The organism is Neorhizobium turbinariae (assembly GCF_023223505.1).
Taxonomy (GTDB): Bacteria; Pseudomonadota; Alphaproteobacteria; order Rhizobiales; family Rhizobiaceae; genus Neorhizobium; species Neorhizobium turbinariae.
Window position 1 is genome coordinate 137,836 of record NZ_JALPRY010000012.1, and the last position, 20,056, is coordinate 157,891.

Consider the following 20,056-nt stretch of genomic DNA (forward strand, 5'->3'; position numbering starts at 1 on the left):
GTCAATGAAGATTACAGTCTGGACATGTTGCTTACTCTAGGACCGAATCATATCGTCAATTCCATACTTGCCGGCCGCTCAAACATGCGAGAGGCCGCATCTAGAATGAAGAAGCCACAGAGATTCACCTGCTCTTTGGGGAGCATCTTGCTAAAGCGGATTCTGTGAGGGTGTCACGAATGCAGTCGCAACTTCCGCAGATATCTCCCATATGCGCTGCTGCCGTAGGCCTTCGCCAAATCCGATAGCGCCCGCTGATCAATGAAGCCCTTGTAGTAAGCGATCTCCTCCGGGCAGCAGATCTTAGTGTCCTGCCGGCGCTCCAGCGTCGCAACGAAGTCTGCAGCGTCGAGAAGACTGTCTGGCGTACCGGTGTCGAGCCAGGCGTAACCGCGCCCGAGGATCTCGACATTGAGCAGACCTTTCTCGAGATAGGCGCGGTTTACGTCTGTAATCTCGAGTTCGCCTCGGGCAGAAGGCTTCAGGTTGGCGGCGATATCGACCACGCTGCTGTCGTAGAAATACAGGCCCGTTACCGCATAGCTGGAGCGCGGTTTGGCAGGCTTCTCTTCGATCGAAATGGCTTTCATCGAAGCGTCGAACTCGACCACACCATACCGCTCAGGATCCGCCACATGGTAGGCGAACACGGTGGCGCCTTGCAGGTTCGCAACAGCTCTTTCCAATGACTCCGTGATCCCGTGGCCATAGAAGATATTGTCGCCGAGGATCAGGCAGGACGGGCTATCTCCCACGAAATCGGCGCCGATGATATAGGCCTGTGCGAGACCGTCCGGGGAAGGCTGCACCGCGTAGCTGAGGTTGATGCCCCACTGAGAACCGTCGCCAAGGAGGCGCTCGAACAGCGGCATGTCCAGCGGCGTCGAGATGATGAGGATGTCTCGAATCCCGGCCAGCATCAGCGTCGACAGCGGATAATAGATCATCGGCTTGTCGTAGATCGGCATCAGCTGCTTCGAGATCACCTTCGTCATCGGGTGCAGCCGCGTTCCGCTGCCGCCGGCGAGGATAATGCCCTTCATTGTTGTCCATCCGTATGGTTGTGGTTGAGGAGCCGACCGACGACCTGAGCCGTCGAGTCCCGCCAATCCGGGATCCTGACGCCGTGGCGTGCGTTGAGGAGGGTGCAGTCGAGCCGTGAGTTGGCAGGTCGTTTCGCCGGTGTGGGATATTGCGCAGACAGTATGCCCTTGACGGCCGCGTGTGGACCGCCGTGAGCTTCAGATTGCGCAAAGATGGCGGTGGCAAACTCGGCCCAGTTGCATTCGCCGGTTCCGGTGATGTGGAAGATCCCGCGCAAATCAGGTGCATCCGAGCGCAGAAGATTTTGCGCCACCTGAAGCACCGCATCAGCGATATCGAGTGCCGAGGTCGGATTGCCGATCTGGTCGTTCACAACGTTCAGGCTGTCGCGGCTTTCCGCCAGCTTCAACATGGTCTTCAGGAAGTTCTTCCCGAAGGGGCTGTAGACCCAGGCGGTGCGCAGGATCGCATGATCGCTGCTAGCCGCTGCCACCGCGCGCTCACCGGCGAGCTTGGAGCGCCCATAGGCGCCAATCGGTGCGACGGGATCGGTCTCGACATACGGCGCCAGCTTGCTTCCGTCGAATACATAGTCGGTCGAAAGGTGGATCATGGGAACGCCAAGCGCTGCCGCCGTTTCTGCGATCTTGCCTGCCGCAACACCGTTGACGACCGTCGCCGCTTCCTCATCCGTTTCGGCCTGGTCAACCGCCGTATAGGCTGCAGCCGAGACAATGACATCCGGTTCTGCGGCACGCAAAACGGCGTCTATCACATCGGGCCGTGACAGATCGAGCTCGGGCCGGCCGAGCGTGATGATCTCGAACGGACCATTTTGCCCTCGCTCCAGCAGCGACTGCACGACCTGACCCTGCCGGCCGGTCACCACCATACGCTTCCTGGTCGAGGTCATGCGGCGCCCGTCTTCTTATCTGAGTTCAGCAGACCGAGCCTGTCGCCGCTATAGCCTTGCCGCAGCGGCTGCCACCACCACTCGTTCTCCAGATACCAGCGAACCGTCTTCTCGATGCCGGTGTCGAAGTTTTCCTGCGCCCTCCAGCCAAGCTCGGTCTCAAGCTTTGTTGCGTCGATCGCATAACGCGCATCATGGCCCGGGCGGTCGGCGACATAGGTGATGAGCGAGGCATGCGAAACGGGCTTGGGCGCCAGGGCATCCATCAGTTCGCAGATGCGGGTGACGACATCGATGTTGCGCCGCTCGTTGCGTCCGCCGACATTGTAGGTCTCGCCGACACGCCCGCGCTCGGCAATAAGATCAAGCGCACGCGCGTGATCTTCCACATAAAGCCAGTCACGAATATTGGCGCCATTGCCATAGACCGGAAGCGGCTTGCCCTCCATGGCGTTGAGGATCGTCAGCGGGATGAGCTTTTCTGGAAAATGATAGGGGCCGTAGTTGTTCGAGCAATTCGAAACCACGACCGGCAGGCCGTATGTGCGCTCCCATGCCTTGGCGAGATGGTCCGAGGCTGCCTTCGACGCGGAATAAGGAGAGCTTGGATCGTAAGGCGTCGTCTCCTCGAACAGGCCATCGGCGCCAAGCGAGCCGTAGACTTCATCTGTCGACACATGAAGGAAGCGGAAGGCCGCCTTGCTCTCCGCCTCAAGCTCCATCCAGTAATGCCGGGCGCATTCCAGCATGTTGAAGGTGCCCATGACATTCGTTTCGACGAAATCGCGCGCACCGGTGATCGAACGGTCGACATGGCTTTCGGCCGCCAGATGCATGATGCGGTCCGGGCGGAAGCTTAAGAGCGCCTCCGAGATTGCCGAACGGTCGCAGATATCGGCCTTCAGGAAGCGATAGCCCGGCCGGTTGCCGATTGCGTTCAGCGAGGTTTGCGTTCCCGCATAGGTGAGCTTGTCGACATTGAGGACTTCATAGTCTTTGTCGAGCACAAGATGACGCACAACGGCTGAGCCGATGAAACCCGCACCGCCCGTGACCAGAACACGCATATTCATCCTTCCAATATCAAGCCAGCATTCAGAGTGGTTTAGTAACGGAAGACCTCACCGAGGTCAGCAAGCTTCGGCTGTTTCTTATCCTTATCAGACAATACGGCCTTCTCGGCCGCGACCGGCCAATCGATCCCGAGTGCCGGGTCATTCCACAGCAGTCCTCGATCATGTTCCGCGCTATAGTAGTCGGTTACCTTGTAGCTGATCTCGGTATTCGGAACGAGCGTGCAGAAGCCGTGGGCAAACCCCGGCGGCACCCAAAGCTGCCGCCCGTTTTCCGCCGAAAGCTCCTCGGCCACGAACTTACCATAGGTGGGAGATCCGGTACGGATATCGACTGCGACATCCAGCAATGCGCCCGTGGTGCAGGACACGAGCTTGCCTTGCGCCTTCGGCTCGAGCTGAAAATGCAGGCCACGGACTGTGCCAACGGCCGCAGACATGGAGCGATTGTCTTGGACAAACTGGACATCCGCAACATTCTGCGTGAACAGGTCCTGCCGGAATGTCTCCGAAAAATACCCGCGCGCATCGCCGAAGCGCTTAGGCTCGATAAGGACAATCTCAGGGATTTGGGTAACTTTGAAGAGCATCGATGTGCCGAAACTGCCTTGGTGCCAGATACGATCGTGTTGATTGTCAGGCCGCAAAACCAGTCCATGGGAATCAACGCCTTTTCCATAGTACAGGAAAGGCGCCGACGCTTCATTTCCGAGCACAGATAGACGAAAGTCGGGCGACGCGTCTCCGCACGCCCGCATCTGCGCCATGTGAGGCCTGAGATCGAACTGCATAAAATGGCTGGGGCGCCAGGATTCGAACCTGGGAATGCCGGTACCAAAAACCGGTGCCTTACCGCTTGGCGACGCCCCAACATGCATTTGGGCGCCCGTAGCAACGGCCCGCCCTCGCAAGTGTGGCCTGCTCTAGCAAAGCTTTTTCATCCTCTCAACGGTTAAGTTCATCGCCCGGCACTTTTCCCGGTTCCTCGCCCGCGCTCCATCACTCGGGCAGCTTCGGGTAGGCATGGCCGCATCAGCAGTGCTAAGAGGCACTGCACCGGAAGACGAAAGAGCCCATGGCAGACGACATCGATTTTGACCTGCAGTTTTCTCCCTCGCATGGCGTGCCCGTGCCGGTCGCGCAGGGAGTGGAGCGGCTCACCGTCAACAACCCCTCCCCGTTCACCTTCCACGGCACCAATAGCTATATTGTCGGCAAATCGACGGTTGCGGTGATTGATCCGGGGCCTGAAGATGAAGCGCATTTTGAAGCGCTGATGCGGGCACTCGAAGGGCGGAGGGTCAGCCATATCTTCGTCAGCCACACCCACAAGGACCATTCGCCGCTTGCCAGGCGTTTGCAGGAAGCGACCGGTGCGATCACGGTGGCGGAAGGTTCGCACCGCGCTTCGCGGCCGCTTCACGAGGGTGAGACAAACCCGTTTGCGGAGAGCTCCGACTCCGAGTTTTCGCCTGACCTCGCGCTTGCCGACGGCGAAACCGTGGAAGGTGACGGCTGGGCGCTGACGGCGGTGCATACGCCGGGCCATACGGCCAATCACAGCGCCTTTGCGCTGGAAGGCACTGGCGTGCTGTTTTCCGCCGATCATGTCATGGCCTGGGCGACGACGATCGTCGCGCCGCCCGATGGCTCCATGGCCGATTTCATGGCCTCACTCGACAAACTGCTGTTGCGTGATGACCGGATCTTCTTTCCAGGCCATGGCGGACCGGTGCGGGAGCCCGCCTCCTTCATGCGCGGCTTGAGGACGCATCGGCGAATGCGCGAACGCGCGGTGCTGGAGCGGGTCAAGGCAGGCGACCGGAAGATCCCCGACATGGTCAAGGTCATCTATGCCACGACGGATCCGCGGCTGCATGGCGCAGCCGCGCTCTCCGTGCTGGCGCATCTGGAGGATTTGGTAGGCAAGGGCATTGTCGCCACGAACGCTGCGCCGTCGCTCACCGGCGAATACTGGATTGCCTGAGGGTTCAGCCGCCGGCGATGCCGAGCAGTTCGGCATCCAGCCGGTCGAGGAAATCTTCGGCAATCGATTCCGACAGGCCAAGGTCATGCGGTCCGTAACGCGAGGCAACGCGCATATCGACCGAGGTCGTGTCATCGTCTTCGCGCAGGCGAATGACGACGTCGAAGCGCAGTCCCAGCACCAGCGTGCGCGCTTCCCCCTGCAGGAGCACATCGCCTGACGTGCCGAAGACAGGAGCGAGCGAAAGCTCCGGCCGCGGCAGCGGAATGGGCGCAACATCCGGCACCGGCGCCTGTTCATCCTCACGCGCTGGACGTTCGGAAATATCCGGTTCGACGAGCTCGACGCCTTCCTTGTGGGTGATGCCGATCTGCGCCGACGTCGCAGCGCGGGTAACGCCTTGGTAGACGCGGTCGATCGCGCCTTCGTAACGCCGGCCGGTGAGGCCAGGATAGGCCGCAAACTGGAGGCGCCGTTCCACCGGGGTCACGCCAAGCGGCCGCGGCAGCCATTGCTGGTTTGCCTGCGGTTCGGCAATCCATGGCGGCGGATCGGCAAGGTCGGTGGAAACGTCGTAGATGCGCGGCAAGGTATGGTAATAGAAGGTACCGGTTGCGACGAGAGCGAGCGGAATACAGGCTGCAAGAAGGCCCTTTGTGGCTGCCACGCCGCCCTCGGCGCCAACCTGCCACAGCCGTGCCAGGCCGATGATGGCAAGCGGTACGGAAACCGCCCCGATGCCGGCGGCGACCAGAACCAGCACGATGAAATCGGGCGTGGTGAGCGGGCCGAAACGATGTGCCGCCGTTGCCAGCAGGAAGAGGATCAGCGCGGAGTAGCCCAGCCGGCGGGCGACATAAGCCGATTGGGAAACAGGCCGGACAAAACGGACGGTCATCGGATGACGGCAATGCTCCGTGGCAAACTGGTGCTCCTTGTGTAGAACAGCTTGATCGGGAATGGAATCACGGATTGCCCAGATCAGCAGAAAGGGAAGATCATGACCTTCCACCGCCTCCTGCCCATCGCCTCGGTTGCCTTGATGGCGGCCTTGCTCTCGGCCTGCCAGACCATGTCTTCGCAGGAACGACGGGCCGCGGACGAGAACACCTGCGCCGGATATGGTTTCCGCCGCGGATCGGAGGCCATGGCGCGTTGCCTGCTGGAGCTTGAGCTTGATCGACGGGCGGAGACGCGCGCTGTGCATGCCCGCCTGGATTCCATGATGTGGCCGCCCCTGGTGGTCGAGCGCCGCGTCATCGTGGAGCGCCGCTAGGCCAGGAACCTCGCTCAGGAGGCCTGGGGTGATCGGCGCTTGGCGATTGCCGCCTGTGCTGCCGCCAGCCGGGCGATCGGCACGCGGAACGGCGAGCAGGACACGTAGTCAAGCCCGGCATCCTCGCAGAACCATATCGAGGCGGGATCGCCGCCATGCTCGCCGCAGATGCCGAGCTTCAGGTCGTTGCGGGTGCACCGACCTCGTTCCGCGGCGATCTGGATCAGTTCTCCGACGCCATCGAAATCGAGCGAGATGAAGGGATCATGCTCGATAATCCCCTTGCGCTGGTACGTGGGAATGAAGGCGGCGGCATCATCGCGTGACATGCCAAAGGTGGTCTGGGTGAGGTCGTTGGTGCCGAACGAGAAGAAATCCGCAGTTTCGGCAATGACATGGGCACGAATGGCGGCCCGCGGCAGTTCGATCATCGTGCCGGCGAGATAGTTGATGGAGGTTCCAGTTTCGGCGGCCACATCCGCTGCAACCTGGTCAATTACGCCCTTCACGTAATCGAGCTCGGTGCGCAGGCTGACGAGCGGCACCAGAATTTCAAGCTCGACCGGCTCGCCGGTTTCCTTCGCGGCGGCGACTGCTGCCTCGAAGATGGCGCGGGCCTGCATCTCGGCGATCTCCGGATAAGAGATCGCCAGCCGGCACCCGCGATGCCCGAGCATCGGGTTGAATTCGTGGATCGCATCGATGCGGCGGGCGAGGAATGCCGGCGGCATGCCCATGGCTTTTGCCACATCGGCGATTTCGGTTTCGGTTTTTGGCAGGAATTCATGCAGCGGCGGATCAAGAAGGCGGATCGTCACCGGCAGGCCGTGCATGATGGAGAAGAGCTCGGTGAAGTCGGAGCGCTGCATGGGCAGGAGCTTTGCCAGCGCCTCGCGCCTGCCCTGCTCGTCCTCGGCCAGGATCATCTCGCGCATGACATGGATGCGCTCGCCTTCGAAGAACATGTGTTCGGTGCGGCAAAGGCCGATGCCTTCTGCCCCGAAAGAGCGCGCGGCGCGGGCATCCTGCGGGGTGTCTGCGTTGGTGCGCACCGTCATGCGGCGGTTGCGGTCAGCCCACTGCATCAGCTTGCCGAAATCGCCCGAGAGCTCCGGCTGCATCATCGGCACGGCACCCTTCAGCACGTGGCCGGAGGATCCATCAACCGTAATGACTTCACCGCGGCGCAGCGACACGCCGCCGGAGCCGATCAGGACCTCGTTGCGGGCGTCAACGCGCATCGAGCCCGCACCAACTACGCAGGGGATGCCCATGCCGCGCGCCACCACAGCCGCGTGGCTGGTCATGCCGCCGCGGGTGGTGAGGATTGCTTCCGCGGCATGCATCCCGTGAATGTCTTCCGGGCTCGTTTCAATGCGTACCAGAATGACCTTGCGGCCTTCCGCTTCGGCGGCCACTGCCTCTTCCGAGGTGAAGACGATCTCGCCGGTTGCCGCGCCCGGCGATGCGGGGAGGCCGGAGCCCAGAACCTGGCGTTCAACCTGGGGATCAATGGTCGGGTGTAGAAGCTGGTCGAGCGATGGCGGCTCAATGCGGCTCACCGCCTCCTCTTCCGTAATCAGCCCCTCTTCCACCATGTCGACCGCGATCTTCAACGCAGCGCGCGTCGTGCGCTTGCCGCAGCGCGTCTGCAGCATCCACAGCTTGCCGCGCTCGATGGTGAACTCCATGTCCTGCATGTCGCAGTAGTGCTTTTCCAGCCGTTCGCAGATCGCCTTGAACTCTGCGAAAGCCTCCGGCATCAGCTTTTCCATCGACGGCTTCTCGGAGCCGGAGGCAAGCCGCCCCTCCTCCGTGATGGATTGCGGGGTGCGGATGCCGGCGACGACATCCTCGCCCTGGGCATTCACCAGGAACTCGCCGTAAAGCGCCTTCTCACCGGTGGACGGGTTGCGGGTGAAGGCAACGCCGGTGGCCGAGGTGGAGCCGAGATTGCCAAAGACCATGGCCTGGACATTGACCGCCGTCCCCCATTCTTCCGGAATGCGGTGGAGGGTGCGGTAGGTCTTGGCGCGCGGGTTCATCCAACTCGAGAAGACGGCAGAGATTGCGCCCCACAACTGGACATGCGGGTCCTGCGGAAAAACCTCTTCCAGTTCCTCCTCGATCACCTGCTTGTAGAGCGTCACGACATGCTGCCATTCCACGGCGGACAGATCGGTGTCGTATTCGTGGCCAAGCCTTGCCTTCTCGTCTTCCAGGATTTCCTCGAAGACCTCATGGTCGAGGCCCATGACCACATCGCCATACATCTGGATGAAGCGGCGGTAGCTATCCCAGGCAAAACGTGCGTCGCCGGCGTCATGGCCGAGCGCCTGCACCGTATCGTCATTGAGGCCCAGGTTGAGGACGGTATCCATCATGCCCGGCATGGAAGCGCGTCCACCGGAGCGAACGGAAAGCAGCAGCGGCTTGGATTTCCCGCCGAAGACACGGCCGGTCAGTTCTTCCATGGCGGCAATGCCGTCGAGCACCTGCGATTGCAGGCCATCGGGAAGCTGGCGCCCATTCTCGAAATAGTGGGTGCAGGCATCGGTGACGATGGTCAGCCCCGGAGGCACCGGCAGGCCAAGTGCCGCCATCTCTGCCAAGTTGGCACCCTTGCCGCCAAGGCGGACGCTGTCTGTCGCCCTGCCTTCCGCCTCGCCTCCACCGAAGCGATAGACCCATTTCGACATGCTGCTCTCCACCCAAACGCAGTCAGTTTCAACTTGTTAGCGCGTTTGAGGCGGTTTGGGAACGGATGGCGGCAGGATTATGTTGCGCCGCAACAAGAATGGATGCGCAGGAGTGTGGTGGAAAATAAAGCTTTGCGGGGCCGGATCACAGGCGGCCCCGCAAAGCTTTCCGCTCGGGACAGGAAACCCGAACGGGGGGTAGGAATTTCTGGAGCGGCTGGAGGGCCCGCCCTCCACTCGTCATCGAATGTTCACAACAAAACACCTTTAGCGTGTTTTTTGCATCCCCCAAATGGGTGATTCGACGTATGTAACTACCGAGATGGTTCGTTCTAGCTCGCTTCACGCATCAGTTCTGCCGTCTGAAGATCAACCGAGACCAGTTGCGACACGCCCTGCTCCGCCATCGTCACGCCGAACAGGCGGTTCATGCGGGCCATGGTGATCGGGTTGTGGGTGATGATGATGAACCGCGTTTCCGTGGAAGCAGCCATCTCGTCCATCAGGTTGCAGTAACGCTCGACATTGTGGTCATCGAGCGGTGCGTCCACCTCGTCCAGCACGCAGATGGGTGCCGGATTGGTGAGGAAGACCGCGAAAATGAGCGCCATCGCCGTCAGCGCCTGCTCACCGCCGGAAAGCAGCGTCATGGTCTGCGGCTTCTTGCCGGGCGGGCGCGCGAGGATTTCGAGACCTGCTTCGAGCGGGTCGTCTGATTCGATCAGCTGAAGCTCGGCCGTGCCACCGTTAAACAGGTGGGTGAAGAGGCGCTGGAACTGCGTGTTGACGACATCAAAGGCGGCGATCAGCCGTTCGCGGCCTTCGCGGTTCAGGCTCTGGATCGCGCCGCGCAGCTTGCGGATCGCGTCGATCACGTCGGCGCGCTCGCGCAACAGGATCTCGAGCTTGTCGGAAAGCTCCTTCTGCTCTTCTTCGGCGCGAAGGTTGACCGCGCCCAGCCGCTCGCGCTCCATGCGCAACCGGTCGAGCTCACGCTCGATGTCGCGGATATCCGGCATGGCGGCATCGGGCTTATGCCCCGCGACGCGCAGAACCTCATGCGGCGGAACACCCAGCGCTTCGCGGATGCGCTCTTCCGTTTCATGGCGTTTTTCGGCCGCAGACACGAGGCGTTCTTCAGCACGGCCGCGCTTTTCGCGGGCTTCGGCCAGTTCCGACAAGGCGGTCGCGGCGACACGATCCACCTCTCGCTGGCGCTTTTCCGCTTCCACCAGCCGGTCGGCTGCCTCGCGGCGCACCTCTTCGGCCTTCTGCAACTCGTTGACCAGTGTCCGGCGCTTTTCGTCGAACTCTTCCGGTGCGGCTTCAAGCTCGACGATCTCGTCGCGCGCTTCTTCCTCGCGCTCGCGCAGGCTTTCGATATGGCTTGCGGCACTTGCCGCACGCGCGGTCCAGGACGCCCGCTCCTGGGCGATCGCCGACAACCGCCGCCGACGTGCTTCGGTTTCGCGGCTGAGGCCTTCGAAGCGGGCCCGGGCTTCGGCAAGGTAACCGCGATCGGTCGCGACCACCATCTGCTGTTCGCGAAGTCGGTTGTCGAGGTCAGAAAGATCTGGCGCGTCTTCAAGCTCGACGCGGGCATTCTCCTCCTGCACGCCAAGATCTTCGATCTGCGCATTCAACTGATGCACGGCTTCAGTGACGACATCGCGGCGGCGCATCAGGTCGGCGGAAGCTCGTTCCGCGGCCGTCAGCGCCTCGCGGGCATCGGCTAGCTGGCGGGCGGCAAGCCGGGCGCGATCGCGGGCTTCCCCAAGCTGGCGCTCGTGGGCTGCGGTGCGGGCCGCGGCCGCCGTCATTTCCGCTTCGCTTTCGGAAAGGGCGATGCGTGCCTCGTCGATCTCCGCTTCAAGCTCCGACAAGCGATTCTTTTGCGAAAGGCGAAGTGCGGCGGCACCCGGCGCCTCCGACCCGGTCACGTGCCCATCCCAGCGATACACGGCGCCTTCGCGCGTCACCAGCCGCTGGCCGGGCTTGAGCAGCGGCATGAGCTTGGGAGCGTCCGCATCCGCGATGATACCGATCTGCCCAAGCGCGCGCAGAAGCTCCGGCGGAGCGGTGACATGCGCGGCGAGCGGCTCCACCCCTTCCGGCAGGGCGGGATCATCGGCGGGCGAGCCATTCAGCGACCAGTAGGTCGGGGCACTTCTATCCACCGGGCTTTCCAGATCGTCTCCGAGGGCGGCGCCAAGGGCTGACTCGAACCCGCGATCGACGCGGATCATCTCCGCGACTGCGGTAAACTCGCCCGGCGTCGCGCCGGCGGCCAGCATGCGACCGATGGTGCGCGCTTCCGTTTCCAATGCATTCAACGCTGAACGCGCCGCTTCGACAGGGGCGCGCGCCTCATGCTCCTGCGACCGAGCCGAGGCTAGTGCGGCTTCGGCATCCTCGACGGCGATGGCTGCATCCTCGACAGCAATCTCGGCCGCTTCTGCGGCCTCGCGCTTTTCGTGCGGATCATCGAGCCCGGCAAGCTTACCGTCGATTGCGGCAAGTTCGGCATCGGCGTCCGCCAGTTGCCGCTCCAGACGGCCGCGGCGATCACCGAGGTCACGGATCAGCCGCTCCAGCTGGTTGCGCCCGGCAGCGGCTTCGGCGCGTTCTGCGGTGAGATCGGCGAACAGCTTTTCGCTGGCGGCAAGGCTTTCGGTCGCGGCGTCGAAGGCAGCCTGCAACTCTTCGGCTTCGGCACCTGCGTCGGCGAGGATCTCCTGAAGCTCCGCTTCTTCCTGGTCCAGCCGCTTGAGGAACGTCGTGTTCTCAGCGGCGAGCTGCTCTTCGCGGCGAATATCCTCCCCGAGCTGGACAAGGCGGCGGGAAAGTTCGTCGCGCCGTTTCAGGAGGCGGTTGGCTTCCTCCTCCAGCTGCCCCCGGGCGATCTGCAGGCGCTGCAGGGTGGCGCCTGCCTTGGCTTCTTCTTCGCGCAGTTCCGGCAGCTTCAGGCCAGCCACCGCCTGATTCTTGGCGGCTTCCATCTGCGCCTGCGCCTTTTCGGCGACGACCATGGTTGCCTGGTTCAGCGCGCTCTCGGCCTCGCCCTCGGCCTCCTTGGCCTGCACCCAGCGGATATGCAGAAGCAGCGCCTCACGCGCGCGGATATCCGCCGACAGCATCTTGAAGCGGTTCGCCTGCCGCGCCTGGCGCTTCAGGCTCTCGATCTGGCTTTCCAGTTGGGCGAGCACGTCGTCGAGGCGTTCGAGATTGCCTTCGGCCGCCCTCAGCCTCAATTCGGCTTCGTGGCGACGCGAATGCAGGCCGGAAATGCCGGCCGCTTCTTCCAGAAGCTGGCGACGAGCCTGGGGCTTTGCCTGGATGAGCTCGCCGATACGTCCCTGCCCCACCATGGAGGGCGAGCGGGCGCCGGTGGAGGCGTCTGCGAACAGAAGCTGGACATCCTTGGCGCGCGCTTCCTTGCCGTTGATGCGGTAGACGGAACCGTTCTCACGCTCGATGCGGCGCGTAACCTGGATCTCGTCGGCATCATTGAAAGCGGCCGGCGCCGTGCGATCGGAATTGTCGAGGTGAAGGCCGACTTCGGCCGTGTTGCGGGCCGGACGGTTTCCCGAGCCCGAAAAGATAACGTCGTCCATGCCGGACGCACGCATGTTCTTGTAGGAGTTCTCGCCCATCACCCAGCGGAGCGCTTCCACAAGGTTGGACTTGCCGCAGCCATTGGGGCCAACGACGCCGGTCAGCCCCCGCTCGATGATGAACTCGGTCGGCTCGACAAAGGATTTGAAACCGACGAGGCGCAGCTTGTTGAATTTCATGCCGCGCCCCTCGCTTCACCCGTTCGGGGAGAAACGTCCTTATGCCAGGCTGTCGAAAAGCTTCGACATGGACTCAACCGAAATATCTCCAGTGTACTTCTTCCCGTTGATCAGGAAGGTCGGCGTGGAATTGACGCCGAATTCATCAGCCCCGCGTTTTGTTACCGCGTTCACATCATCGAGAAGCTTCTGGTTCGTCAAGCAGGCTTCGAAACTCTGCTGTGAGTAACCTGCAAGCTTGACCGCCTGAAGCAGGGCGTTGCGGACATTGCCGTCAGCCGGGGCGGCCCATGCGCGCTGCTGCTTGAACAGCATCGAGATCATGGCGAAGTACTGCTGCGGTGCCGCCATCTGCTGGGTGTCCTGCGGGTTGCAGCGGGCCAGCATGAAGGCTGCGGTCGCAACCGGATCGAACGGGAACTCGCGCACCGTGAAGCGCACCTTGCCGGTGTCGATATACTTGGTCTTGATTGCTTCGAACGTCTTGTTGTGGAAGTTCGCGCAATGCGGGCACGTCATGGACATGTATTCGATGACCTGGATCGGCGCGTTTTCTTCACCGAGCGTCATATCCGGCAACGAACCCGGCTTCAGCGCCGCCGCCATGTCGACATCACCCTGGGCTTCCGGCAGTTCCTGCGCGAAAGCCTGGCTGGCGCCCAGCGGCAGCGCGAGGCACAGCGTCATTGCAGCCACTCCACCGAGAAGTGCGCGCCTGGTCGTCGTCATATCGTTCATCTGCATGGAACACCCGTGTGCAAGAGATATAAAATTACCTGACAATCCCGTATCGCGGCGCCCGAGCGCGAACAAGCTGCCGGAAGCCAACTTCCTTCAAAGAATTGTGACAAATCCGAGGTTGCAGGACTGCCGGCCAGAAATCAGCGCCGCTTCTTCTGGAGAACCGCAGTACCCAGCCGCTCCACCGCCTTGCGCAGTGCCTCGCTTTCGATGCCATCCATCATATCCTCCAGACGCCGTGCTGCCTCGCCCTTCAGCGGCGGCGGCTTGCGCGGATGCTTGAAGGTCTGCGACACCGGTTTCTGGACGATGCGTATCTGCCGCACTGCCGGGAAGCCGAAGAACCCGTTGATGCGGGCGATCAGCTCGCCCTGCGCATGGCTTAGAAAGAGAGCGCGCGCGCCCTCGCAGGCAATCGTCAGCACGCCCGGCTGGTAACCGCCGCCGCTGCTGCTCATGCCTTCGTCACGGCTCAATCCACCTCTGGGCCATGTAATCTTTTCGGGGCGCGTGCAATCAGCAAAGTCTTCGCCGGCGATCTCGTCCCAGGATCCGAGCAGCGAGGTGGAAATGCCGGCGCGGCGCGCCAGCACCGGATCAACGATGCCGTTCGCCACTTCGGAGATCTGCATCTCCCGCTTTTTCGGGTGGTTCATGATCGTCACCAAATACTCATAGCCTGCGGCCGTGCCGGTTCTTGATGCCGGCGCATTCCACTTCCAGATATAGGTGATCTCCTATAACGGCAAATGATGCTGCAGAATTCTCCCAAACCACATGCCGAACTGATCCTGGCCTGGTACGACCGCCACCACCGGGAATTGCCGTGGCGCGTCAGTCCCTCCTCTGCCAAGGCCGGCAAGTCGGCTGACCCATACCATATCTGGCTGTCGGAAGTGATGCTGCAGCAAACGACGGTGCAGGCGGTCAAACCCTACTTCAACAAGTTCCTGTCGCTCTGGCCCTCCGTCAACGATCTCGCCGCAGCACCGGTCGAAGATGTCATGGCCGCCTGGGCTGGCCTTGGTTATTATGCGCGCGCCCGCAACCTGAAGAAATGCGCCGAAGCCGTCGCGGCCGGGCACGGCGGCAAATTTCCGGACACCGAAGCGGGGCTGCGGGCGCTTCCGGGGATTGGCGATTATACGGCAGCGGCCGTGGCGGCGATTGCCTTCAAACGCCAGGCTGCGGTGATGGACGGCAATATCGAGCGCGTCGTCTCCCGCCTTTACGCCATCGACGCGCCGTTGCCCGGTTCCAAGCCGTTGATGAAGGCCAAGGTGGTGGAACTGACGCCGCCGGATCGGCCGGGTGATTTTGCCCAGGCGATGATGGATCTCGGTGCCACGATCTGCACGCCGAAGCGGCCGACCTGCGCCCTCTGCCCCTTCCGTGATGTCTGCCTTGCCTTTGCCGAACATGATCCGGAACGGTTCCCCGTGAAGGCGGCGAAGAAGGAAAAACCGGTGCGCCAGGGCGCGGCCTTCGTGGCCGTCACGCCCGATGGCGAGGTCCTGTTGCGCCGGCGCGTCAACAGCGGCTTGCTTGGCGGCATGACCGAGGTGCCGACCACGGCCTGGACATCGCGGCTTGACGGCGGCACCACGACCCAACACGCGCCATTCGCCGCCGCCTGGGAGCCTTGCGGCACGGTAGTCCATGTGTTCACCCACTTCGAACTGCGCCTCAGCGTCTTCCGCGCAAGGACATCGAGGGTAGAAAGTACCGACGGATGGTGGGAGCCGGTAACCAGCCTCGACGCACAGGCCTTGCCGACGGTGATGAAAAAGGCGATCAGCCAAGCCGTTCCACTGGCATTTGCGCCAGCCAAACCCTGATTGAGCCTCAAGGACCGACATGCCCCAACAGATCGACCACATCGTCTTCGACATCGGCAGGGTGCTGATCCACTACGATCCGAACCTGCCCTATAGCCGCATCATTTCCGATGAGGCGGAGCGCAAGTGGTTCTTCGAGAATGTCTGCACCCATGACTGGAACCTGGAGCAGGACCGCGGCCGCGGCTGGGCGGAAGCCGAAGCGCTGCTGATCGAGCGTCATCCGGACCGGGAAGAGCATATCCGCGCCTTCCGCAAGCATTGGCACGAAATGGTCTCGCATGCCTATGAAGACAGCGTCGCCATTATGGAAGCGCTGATCGCGCAGGGACGCGACGTGACGATGCTCACCAACTTTGCCGCAGACACCTTTGTCGAAGCGCGCAAGATGTTTCCGTTCCTCAACAAGCCGGGCGGCGTGACCGTTTCCGGCGAGATCTTCCTGATCAAGCCGGATGTGGCGATCTACGAGAAACATGCCCGTGACTTCAACCTGACGCCGCAGGCGACGCTGTTCATCGATGACAGCTATCCGAACGTCGAAGGGGCGCGCGCTGCCGGCAGGCATGCGGTGCATTTCATCGATGCACCGACGCTGCGCAAGGATCTGGCGGAATACGGCATCGCGCTGCCATAAAACGGATCCCGCCTAGCCAACGTCCGGGAACCGCACCCGGCCGACAACCTGAAGGCGGGCCACGCCCGCCTTCTTGATCCGCTTCGGCGGATAGGCCTCGGCTTTCTCCGCCAACAGCTCGACGCTGCCATTGTCCATCCGGCGTACGCGCCGGATGAAGCGGTTTTCCTCCAGATCGACGACATAAACTGCGCCATCGGTGAGCTCGCGATCGCCGATATCCACGAAGACCGGCGAGCCTTTTGGTATGGCGGGCTCCATCGCAGCATCCGGGGCGATCACCGGCAGCACCTGCTTCGGCTCCAGGCTGAGCTGGCTCCGGTACCACGGAAACAGCGCCGAGGTGGTGAGCTCGTCCGGCTCGGCAAATCCTTGCGGACGCGCCACATCATCATAACCCGGCACATAGGCGACCGGCGGGTCGTCATATCGCGCGGCTGGCCTGGGCTCGTCGGAGATCGTGCCGTCCGCGTCAAGGAACCGCAGATCCTGGCCTTCGAAGATCCACCGGCTCGTCAGCGCCGACAGCGGCAGGTCGACATGCTCCAGCAGCGTCGCCAATACCCTGTGCTTCGGCTCGCGGCTGCCATGGCGATAGTTGTCGATGGTATTGTCGGATACATCGAGTGCGGCCGCAGCCTTGTCCCGCCCACCGGCCATTTCGCAGAGGATCACCATCTTGGCGGCGATATCGCGGCGCTGCTCCGAAAGCTCGCGCCATTTCCGGCTGAACTTTTCGAGCCTCTTGGTGATCGCTTCGGCGACGTCCTCCTCAAGCTTCATGGCACCCGCATCCAATTAGCAGGCCATTTACAAGTGAATGTTTTTGGACTAGTTCTGCCATTGCAATCACCAGTTACATATATCGAGCGTACTCGCGCAGCCGCAGCATCAGGACGAGCCACAACCGGAAATAGACGACGGATCGCAGATAGCTCGATAAAGAGTCAACAGAAATCGCCTTGCCGCGATTGCGGCGTGCTACGGCCTGCAATCTCGATGGATGAACGCACTTTCCTGCACCCCGAAAACGCGCTGTCCGGTGAAACGAGCATCGATGAGACGGATTTCGTGCGGGTGTTTTCGTTTGCCATCGAACAGGATCTGGGGAAGGTCGTCAGCCTCTCGCGCAACGGTCGCTCGGTGAAGGTGGTCATCCGCTATATCCAGACAGAAACCGCTGATGAAACCGAGGAGAGTTTCGAGGCGGACGGTCCGATGTCGCTGGTGGAAGCGGTCAGCGGCATCTACTTGACGAGCAGTTGTGCGCTGCTGTCGGATCGCGTGAGGCTTCGCCGGACACGCTTTTTCTGATGACGATGCAAGTCTCGAAGGAAAATGACGCCCGGGGTCAGCCCCCGGGCGTCAATTTCCTCGTCCGGGACTAGAGGTACAAAACCGGACAAGGAATTCGTGACCTGGCAGAACCGGTGGATCAGTCCATCTTCGCCATGTCGTTTCGGATCACTGCGCGAAGATCATCGATCGGCCGCAGGCTCTTGCCGTCGTCGAAATGCCAGAAGGTCCAGCCGTTGCAGGCATCAAAACCTTGCACCTTGGCGCCGAGGCGATGGATCGATCCCGCCTCCCCGTTCGCGGCAAGCGTGCCGTCGGCGCGCACGATGGCGCTGTAGCGACGCTTGGCGTCCGTCAGGACCTGGCCGGGCTTAACGAGCCCGCTTTCCACCAGCACGTTGAAGGCAACCCGCGGCTCGGCCTTCTTGCCGGTCATTACGACCAGTTCGGCCTTGCCGAGCGGCTCGACCGCAGCGATGCGGGCGGAAGCCGCATCGATGTAATCCTGTTCGCGCTCAATGCCGACGAAGTTGCGGCCAAGGCGCTTGGCAACAGCACCGGTGGTGCCGGAGCCGAAGAAGGGATCGAGAACCACGTCGCCCGGCTTGGTGCAGGACATGATGACGCGCGCCAGCAGCGCCTCGGGCTTCTGGGTCGGGTGGATCTTCTTGCCGTCGTTGCCCTTCAAGCGCTCGCCACCCGAGCAGATCGGGAACAGCCAGTCGGAGCGCATCTGGACGTCGTCATTGGCGGCCTTCAGGGCGTCGTAGTTGAAGGTATAACCCTTCGACTTCGCGTCGCGGCTCGCCCAGATCATCGTCTCATGAGCGTTCTGGAACCGACGGCCCTTGAAGTTCGGCATCGGGTTGGTCTTGCGCCAGACGATGTCGTTGAGGAGCCAGAAGTTCAGGTCCTGCATGATCGCGCCGACGCGGAAGATATTGTGGTAGGAGCCTATCACCCAGATCGTGCCATTCGGCTTCAACACGCGGCGGCAGGCAAGCAGCCAGGCGCGGGTGAAGGCGTCATAGGCATCAAAGGAAGCGAACTGGTCCCACTCATCGTCCACGGCATCGACCAGTGACTGGTCCGGCCGGTGCAGGCTTCCGCCGAGCTGGAGGTTGTATGGCGGGTCCGCGAAGATCGCATCCACGGAGTGGTCCGGAAGGGCTTCAAGGGCGGCAACACAGTCGCCCTTGATAATGGTGTTGATCCAGGTCGCCGGGCGAACCTGCTTTTTCAGATCAGCCAGAGGAAGAACTGCCGCCATTGGTTACTCGCTACGCTATACTCGTTTACTGGCTGTTATGGTTACCTACTTTGGTTACCAAAGCCTGAAGCCGTGTCCGATTTCGCGAAAAATGTGCCCGCTGGCATGACGGCCCAAAGCGCGCTACATTCAAGGGCATGAAGAAGGAAGAAGCGCTCGACAAACTCAAACAGCGCGCTGAGGCCGTGCGGGCGCTCGGCGCGACGTCGCTTTACCTTTTCGGCTCGGTTGCCCGCGACGAGGCAGGCCCAGACAGCGACCTCGACCTGTTTATCGACTATGACCCGCAGAGCCGCTTCAACGCCTTCGATCTGGTTGGCATCAAGCTGTTTCTGGAGGACGAACTGGATCTGTCTGTCGACGTGACGACCCGCGACAGCCTCCATCCGATCCTCAAGAACCGCATCGAGAGTTCTGCTCTGAAGGTCTTCTGATGTCGCGAGAGTTTCGGCACTTCCTCTACGACATCCGTGAGGCGATCACGATCATCGAGCGTGCAACGGACGCTGTGACATTCGCCGATTACCAGAACAATGCGATCCTGCGACTAGGGCTGGAGCGAGCCGTCGAGATCATCTCTGAGGCAAGCCGCAGGATCCCAGATGACCTCAAGGCCTCTCGTCCCGAAGTTCCATGGCCGAAGGTCAAGGGAATCGGCAACGTCTTGAGACACGAATATCATGGTCTGTCGGACACGATCATCTGGGGCGTGATCGTGGACGAGATACCGCGACTTCGCATCGCCATCGACGCTATCTTGCGCGACTTGGGAGACCGTAGCTAACCCGCATGCACCTCCCGATTATCGACCGGCGCCTCTGCCCGTTCAATCATGCCATAGTCCCGCACGATGTGGCCGATGCGCAGGCTATAGTCGGCAAAGATGCTGCCCCGGCCCGCCTTCTGCGCCGCCCGATGCGCCTCGACATTGCGCCAGGCGCGCACCGCTTCCTCGTCACGCCAGAAACTCAAGGACAGCAGTTTGCCGCGCGTCGTCAGGCTTTCGAAGCGTTCAATGGAGATAAAGCCGTCGATCGTCTCGAGCTCGGCGCGCAATTCGCCCGCAAGATCAAGGTAGCGATGCCGCTCGCCGAGGTAAGGCAAGACTTCGAAGATGACCGCGATCATGGCTGGGTCCTTTCGAGGTGTGGGGTGGAAAGGTTCTTGAGAAAGATCCGGTCCTCCTTGAGGATGAAGCGTTCACGCTGGGCGAAAACGTGGTTTTCCTTGCCCAAGGGGTCGGCCGACAGACGCTGCCGATAAGCCTCATAGGCGGCGAGGCTTTCGATGTTGTAGACGCCGTAAGCCGTGGTGGCCGAACCCTCATGTGGCCCGAAATAACCGATGAGATCGGCACCGCATCGCGGAATGCACTGCCCCCAGTTGCGGGAATAGTCTGCAAAAGCCGGGCGCTTGAACGGGTCGATTTCGTAGCGGATGAAACAGGTGATCATGGTCTTCACTCCTTCGTGCGACCCCGTTCTCGCA

General features: G+C 61.8%; 21 protein-coding genes and 1 tRNA gene. 8 read left to right on the plus strand and 14 right to left on the minus strand.

What is annotated here, in order from left to right; genetic code table 11:
• Positions 1–173 precede the first annotated feature (173 nt).
• From rfbA to rfbC, 4 genes are read right to left on the minus strand one after another with little or no spacing between them, the layout of a single operon-like run.
• Positions 174–1,043 (minus strand): glucose-1-phosphate thymidylyltransferase RfbA, encoded by an 870-nt coding sequence (rfbA, locus tag M0654_RS11415; RefSeq protein ID WP_248683199.1) that lies wholly within the window; start codon positions 1,041–1,043, stop codon positions 174–176.
• A complete protein-coding gene (gene rfbD, locus M0654_RS11420; RefSeq protein ID WP_248683200.1) occupies positions 1,040–1,957 on the minus strand; it encodes a dTDP-4-dehydrorhamnose reductase in 918 nt (305 codons plus the stop codon). The genes rfbA and rfbD overlap by 4 nt, the downstream gene beginning before the upstream one ends.
• A complete protein-coding gene (gene rfbB / locus M0654_RS11425) occupies positions 1,954–3,024 on the minus strand; it encodes a dTDP-glucose 4,6-dehydratase (protein ID WP_248683201.1) in 1,071 nt (356 codons plus the stop codon). The genes rfbD and rfbB overlap by 4 nt, the downstream gene beginning before the upstream one ends.
• A gap of 38 nt (positions 3,025–3,062) precedes the next feature.
• Positions 3,063–3,599 (minus strand): dTDP-4-dehydrorhamnose 3,5-epimerase, encoded by a 537-nt coding sequence (rfbC, locus tag M0654_RS11430; RefSeq protein WP_248683355.1) that lies wholly within the window; start codon positions 3,597–3,599, stop codon positions 3,063–3,065.
• Here rfbC and M0654_RS22885 point away from each other — a divergent pair.
• Complete coding sequence (locus M0654_RS22885) at positions 3,483–3,752, plus strand: hypothetical protein (RefSeq protein WP_248683369.1); 270 nt, start codon at positions 3,483–3,485, stop codon at positions 3,750–3,752. The genes rfbC and M0654_RS22885 overlap by 117 nt on opposite strands.
• Positions 3,753–3,825: 73 nt before the next feature.
• Here the strand turns inward: M0654_RS22885 and M0654_RS11440 are convergent.
• A tRNA-Gln gene (locus tag M0654_RS11440) sits at positions 3,826–3,900 on the minus strand.
• A gap of 205 nt (positions 3,901–4,105) precedes the next feature.
• Between M0654_RS11440 and M0654_RS11445 the strand changes: the two genes are divergently transcribed.
• Positions 4,106–5,017, plus strand: a complete 912-nt coding sequence (locus M0654_RS11445; RefSeq protein ID WP_248683202.1) for an MBL fold metallo-hydrolase — start codon at positions 4,106–4,108, stop codon at positions 5,015–5,017.
• A 4-nt stretch (positions 5,018–5,021) separates the two neighbouring features.
• Here M0654_RS11445 and M0654_RS11450 read toward each other — a convergent pair whose 3' ends face one another.
• Entirely contained in the window at positions 5,022–5,915 is an 894-nt protein-coding gene (locus M0654_RS11450) for a DUF1499 domain-containing protein (RefSeq protein ID WP_248683203.1), read from the minus strand.
• Between the two features lie 102 nt (positions 5,916–6,017).
• Between M0654_RS11450 and M0654_RS11455 the strand changes: the two genes are divergently transcribed.
• Positions 6,018–6,293: a hypothetical protein gene (locus M0654_RS11455; RefSeq protein WP_248683204.1), complete on the plus strand. Its 276-nt coding sequence runs from the start codon at positions 6,018–6,020 to the stop codon at positions 6,291–6,293.
• Positions 6,294–6,307: 14 nt separating this feature from the next.
• Here M0654_RS11455 and ppdK read toward each other — a convergent pair whose 3' ends face one another.
• From ppdK to M0654_RS11475, 4 genes are all read right to left on the minus strand, one after another.
• Positions 6,308–8,992, minus strand: a complete 2,685-nt coding sequence (gene ppdK, locus M0654_RS11460) for a pyruvate, phosphate dikinase (protein WP_248683205.1) — start codon at positions 8,990–8,992, stop codon at positions 6,308–6,310.
• A gap of 332 nt (positions 8,993–9,324) precedes the next feature.
• Positions 9,325–12,786 carry a chromosome segregation protein SMC gene (gene smc, locus M0654_RS11465; RefSeq protein WP_248683206.1) on the minus strand — a complete coding sequence of 1,154 codons (3,462 nt, stop codon included), beginning with the start codon at positions 12,784–12,786 and terminating at the stop codon, positions 9,325–9,327.
• A gap of 39 nt (positions 12,787–12,825) precedes the next feature.
• Positions 12,826–13,530 (minus strand): DsbA family protein, encoded by a 705-nt coding sequence (locus tag M0654_RS11470; RefSeq protein WP_248683207.1) that lies wholly within the window; start codon positions 13,528–13,530, stop codon positions 12,826–12,828.
• Between the two features lie 137 nt (positions 13,531–13,667).
• The gene (locus M0654_RS11475; RefSeq protein ID WP_248683208.1) at positions 13,668–14,183 is read right to left on the minus strand and encodes a DUF721 domain-containing protein; all 516 of its coding nucleotides are present in this window, start codon (positions 14,181–14,183) and stop codon (positions 13,668–13,670) included.
• A gap of 96 nt (positions 14,184–14,279) precedes the next feature.
• Between M0654_RS11475 and mutY the strand changes: the two genes are divergently transcribed.
• Both mutY and M0654_RS11485 read left to right on the plus strand, forming a co-directional pair.
• Positions 14,280–15,365 (plus strand): A/G-specific adenine glycosylase, encoded by a 1,086-nt coding sequence (mutY, locus tag M0654_RS11480; protein WP_390920073.1) that lies wholly within the window; start codon positions 14,280–14,282, stop codon positions 15,363–15,365.
• A gap of 19 nt (positions 15,366–15,384) precedes the next feature.
• A complete protein-coding gene (locus M0654_RS11485) occupies positions 15,385–16,002 on the plus strand; it encodes an HAD family hydrolase (RefSeq protein WP_248683210.1) in 618 nt (205 codons plus the stop codon).
• A 12-nt stretch (positions 16,003–16,014) separates the two neighbouring features.
• Here M0654_RS11485 and M0654_RS11490 read toward each other — a convergent pair whose 3' ends face one another.
• Entirely contained in the window at positions 16,015–16,785 is a 771-nt protein-coding gene (locus M0654_RS11490; RefSeq protein ID WP_248683211.1) for a S24 family peptidase, read from the minus strand.
• A gap of 216 nt (positions 16,786–17,001) precedes the next feature.
• On the opposite strand from M0654_RS11490, the gene M0654_RS11495 reads away from it, so the two are divergent.
• Positions 17,002–17,316, plus strand: coding sequence for a hypothetical protein (locus M0654_RS11495; RefSeq protein WP_248683212.1), 315 nt, complete (start codon positions 17,002–17,004; stop codon positions 17,314–17,316).
• A gap of 121 nt (positions 17,317–17,437) precedes the next feature.
• On the opposite strand, the gene M0654_RS11500 is transcribed toward M0654_RS11495, so the two are convergent.
• Positions 17,438–18,568, minus strand: a complete 1,131-nt coding sequence (locus tag M0654_RS11500) for a site-specific DNA-methyltransferase (protein ID WP_118848901.1) — start codon at positions 18,566–18,568, stop codon at positions 17,438–17,440.
• Between the two features lie 137 nt (positions 18,569–18,705).
• Between M0654_RS11500 and M0654_RS11505 the strand changes: the two genes are divergently transcribed.
• Positions 18,706–19,002, plus strand: a complete 297-nt coding sequence (locus M0654_RS11505) for a nucleotidyltransferase family protein (protein WP_248683213.1) — start codon at positions 18,706–18,708, stop codon at positions 19,000–19,002.
• Positions 19,002–19,352, plus strand: a complete 351-nt coding sequence (locus tag M0654_RS11510; protein WP_313791080.1) for a HepT-like ribonuclease domain-containing protein — start codon at positions 19,002–19,004, stop codon at positions 19,350–19,352. The genes M0654_RS11505 and M0654_RS11510 overlap by 1 nt, the downstream gene beginning before the upstream one ends.
• Here the strand turns inward: M0654_RS11510 and M0654_RS11515 are convergent.
• Both M0654_RS11515 and M0654_RS11520 read right to left on the minus strand, forming a co-directional pair.
• Positions 19,349–19,696: an antibiotic biosynthesis monooxygenase family protein gene (locus tag M0654_RS11515; protein WP_248683214.1), complete on the minus strand. Its 348-nt coding sequence runs from the start codon at positions 19,694–19,696 to the stop codon at positions 19,349–19,351. The two genes, M0654_RS11510 and M0654_RS11515, sit on opposite strands and share 4 nt — an antisense overlap.
• Complete coding sequence (locus tag M0654_RS11520; RefSeq protein WP_248683215.1) at positions 19,693–20,022, minus strand: NIPSNAP family protein; 330 nt, start codon at positions 20,020–20,022, stop codon at positions 19,693–19,695. The genes M0654_RS11515 and M0654_RS11520 overlap by 4 nt, the downstream gene beginning before the upstream one ends.
• Positions 20,023–20,056 lie beyond the last annotated feature (34 nt).

Bases quoted from the DNA above. Each gene is read 5' to 3' on its own strand.
- rfbA (WP_248683199.1), bottom strand. From the start codon at position 1,043: ATGAAGGGCATTATCCTCGCCGGCGGCAGCGGAACGCGGCTGCACCCG.
- rfbD (WP_248683200.1), bottom strand. From the start codon at position 1,957: ATGACCTCGACCAGGAAGCGTATGGTGGTGACCGGCCGGCAGGGTCAG.
- rfbB (WP_248683201.1), bottom strand. From the start codon at position 3,024: ATGCGTGTTCTGGTCACGGGCGGTGCGGGTTTCATCGGCTCAGCCGTT.
- M0654_RS11445 (WP_248683202.1), top strand. From the start codon at position 4,106: ATGGCAGACGACATCGATTTTGACCTGCAGTTTTCTCCCTCGCATGGC.
- M0654_RS11450 (WP_248683203.1), bottom strand. From the start codon at position 5,915: ATGACCGTCCGTTTTGTCCGGCCTGTTTCCCAATCGGCTTATGTCGCC.
- M0654_RS11455 (WP_248683204.1), top strand. From the start codon at position 6,018: ATGACCTTCCACCGCCTCCTGCCCATCGCCTCGGTTGCCTTGATGGCG.
- ppdK (WP_248683205.1), bottom strand. From the start codon at position 8,992: ATGTCGAAATGGGTCTATCGCTTCGGTGGAGGCGAGGCGGAAGGCAGG.
- smc (WP_248683206.1), bottom strand. From the start codon at position 12,786: ATGAAATTCAACAAGCTGCGCCTCGTCGGTTTCAAATCCTTTGTCGAG.
- M0654_RS11470 (WP_248683207.1), bottom strand. From the start codon at position 13,530: ATGCAGATGAACGATATGACGACGACCAGGCGCGCACTTCTCGGTGGA.
- M0654_RS11475 (WP_248683208.1), bottom strand. From the start codon at position 14,183: ATGAACCACCCGAAAAAGCGGGAGATGCAGATCTCCGAAGTGGCGAAC.
- mutY (WP_390920073.1), top strand. From the start codon at position 14,280: ATGCTGCAGAATTCTCCCAAACCACATGCCGAACTGATCCTGGCCTGG.
- M0654_RS11485 (WP_248683210.1), top strand. From the start codon at position 15,385: ATGCCCCAACAGATCGACCACATCGTCTTCGACATCGGCAGGGTGCTG.
- M0654_RS11490 (WP_248683211.1), bottom strand. From the start codon at position 16,785: ATGAAGCTTGAGGAGGACGTCGCCGAAGCGATCACCAAGAGGCTCGAA.
- M0654_RS11495 (WP_248683212.1), top strand. From the start codon at position 17,002: ATGGATGAACGCACTTTCCTGCACCCCGAAAACGCGCTGTCCGGTGAA.
- M0654_RS11500 (WP_118848901.1), bottom strand. From the start codon at position 18,568: ATGGCGGCAGTTCTTCCTCTGGCTGATCTGAAAAAGCAGGTTCGCCCG.
- M0654_RS11505 (WP_248683213.1), top strand. From the start codon at position 18,706: ATGAAGAAGGAAGAAGCGCTCGACAAACTCAAACAGCGCGCTGAGGCC.
- M0654_RS11510 (WP_313791080.1), top strand. From the start codon at position 19,002: ATGTCGCGAGAGTTTCGGCACTTCCTCTACGACATCCGTGAGGCGATC.
- M0654_RS11515 (WP_248683214.1), bottom strand. From the start codon at position 19,696: ATGATCGCGGTCATCTTCGAAGTCTTGCCTTACCTCGGCGAGCGGCAT.
- M0654_RS11520 (WP_248683215.1), bottom strand. From the start codon at position 20,022: ATGATCACCTGTTTCATCCGCTACGAAATCGACCCGTTCAAGCGCCCG.